Below are 2,036 nucleotides of genomic sequence, written 5' to 3'. Positions count from 1 at the left end.
GCCAGCCGGGCAGCGGCGACAAGAAGCTCCCAGACGTACGTCTCCTGGCCGGGCAGCGGCAGCAGCGCGAGGTGGCGCTCCAGCGAGTCGAGCGCCTCCGGCGCCTGGCCCAGCGTCCGCAGGGCGCTCATCTCCACGACGGCGAACGGCAGTTCGTACTGCGGCTCGCCGTCGTTGCGCCCCCGGTACCGGCGGGCCGCGGCGAGCAGCTCCGGCACCAGCTCGAACTCCCCGCGCAGCAGCGCGAGCTGGGCCCGCCGCAGCGCCACCGACGCACCGGTGCGGGAGCCGGCCGCGTACCGCTTCCACTCCTGGCGCATCTGCTCGGCGCGGTCCCACTCGCCGAGGGAGGTCAGCGACTCCACGACGTTGAGCGCGGCGAAGGCCGCGGAGTCGTACAGCCCGCAGGCGTACATGTCCTTCATCCCGGCGAGGCCCGCCTCGACCGCCTCCGCGGACCGGCCGGCCTTCTCCAGCGCGTCGCACAGGTTGATACAGGCGCGGCCCATCTGGCGGTGGGCGCCGAGCTGGCCGGCCAGGTCCCGTATCTCGTACAGCTCGGCGATCCAGGCGTCGGGGTCGCCCTTCGCCGAGCGCAGCGTGCACAGCGTGATCCGCGCGCCCAGCTCGACCTCCCCGGCGCCGGCCTGCCGGGCCAGCTCGACGGCCCGCTCGGCGAGCACCATGCTGTCCAGGTCGGAGGCGTGCAGCAGCTCCCACATCGCCACCTGCGCCAGGACGTCGGCGTGGGTGGCGGAGGCGGGAAGGTCGCGCACCAGCTCGTGCGCCCGGGTCAGCTCCGCGCGGCCGTCGCCGCGGCCGGCGAGCGCGATGAGCTTGGAGCGCTCCAGCCAGAACCAGGCGGCGCGCAGCGGATCCTGCGTCTCCTCCACGACCTTGAGCGCCGTCTTCACGAACTTCAGCGCCGACTCCCACTGGTGGTCCAGCCGGGCGGCGAACGCGGCGTGCGCCAGCAGGTCGATCAGGTGCAGCTCGATCTCCTCCGGCCGGTCCCCGCAGCCGCACGCCGGATACGACTCCAGGGTGCCCTGCGGCGGAAGCCCGCGGCGCTCCTGCGCCGGCACCTCGTCCCACAGCTCCAGCGCCCGCTCCAGCAGCTTGAGCTGCTCGGCGTAGGCGTGCCGGGTGCGGGTCTCGCGGGCGGCGTGGAGCACGGCGGGCAGGGCCTTGGCGGCGTCGCGCGCGTAGTACCAGTAGCTCGCCAGCCGGGTCGCCCGCTCCTCCGCCGCGACCAGCGCGGGGTCGGCCTCCAGGGCCTCCGCGTACCGCCGGCTGAGGCGGGTGCGCTCGCCGGGCAGCAGGTCGTCGAGAACGGCCTCGCGCAGCAGCGCGTGCCGGAAGCGGTACGCCTCGCCCTCCTCGTCGGGCACCAGCACGTTCGCCCCGACGGCGGCGCGCAGGCCCTCGATCAGCTCGTCCTCGGCGAGGCCGGAGACGACGGCGAGCAGGGCGTGCGGGACGCGGGCGTTCCGCGCGGCGAGGCGCACGACGCGCTGGGCGCCCTCGGGCAGCGCCTCGACCCGGACGAGCAGCAGGTCGCGCAGGGAGTCGCTGAGGCGCCCCGCGTCGTCGCTGAGGGCCAGCTCCTCGACGAAGAAGGGGATGCCCTCGCTGCGCGCGTACACCTCGGCGGTCAGCTCGCGCTCGGGCTCGGCCACGCCGCGGATGCCGGCGAGCTGGCTGCGCACCTCGTCCTCGCTGAGCCGGGACAGCTCCAGCCGCTGCACGGAGCGCAGCCGGTCCAGCTCGGCCAGGAAGGGGCGCAGCGGATGGCGGCGGTGGACGTCGTCCGAGCGGTACGTCATGAGGACCACGAGGCGGGCGTCCCGGACCGACCGGACGAGATAGCCGAGCAGCTCGCGGGTGGAGCGGTCCGCCCAGTGCAGGTCCTCCAGGGCCAGCACCACGGTGCGGCCGGCGGCCAGCCGCTCCAGCAGGCCGACGGTCAGCTCGAAGAGGCGGGCCCTGCTGTCCTGGCCGTGCGGCTCCTCGGCGACCGGGCCCAGGTCGGGCAG

1 protein-coding gene is annotated in these 2,036 nt (G+C 75.3%); it reads right to left on the bottom strand.

Annotation, left to right across the window (positions count from 1 at the left end):
- On the bottom strand, nt 1–2,036 hold a 2,036-nt coding region (locus H5J30_RS29610), incomplete at both ends, for an ATP-binding protein (RefSeq protein ID WP_181790413.1).

Source organism: Streptomyces phytophilus (assembly GCF_013870535.1).
GTDB lineage: Bacteria > Actinomycetota > Actinomycetes > Streptomycetales > Streptomycetaceae > Streptomyces > Streptomyces phytophilus.
This window is presented reverse-complemented; position numbering and strand designations above follow the sequence as displayed.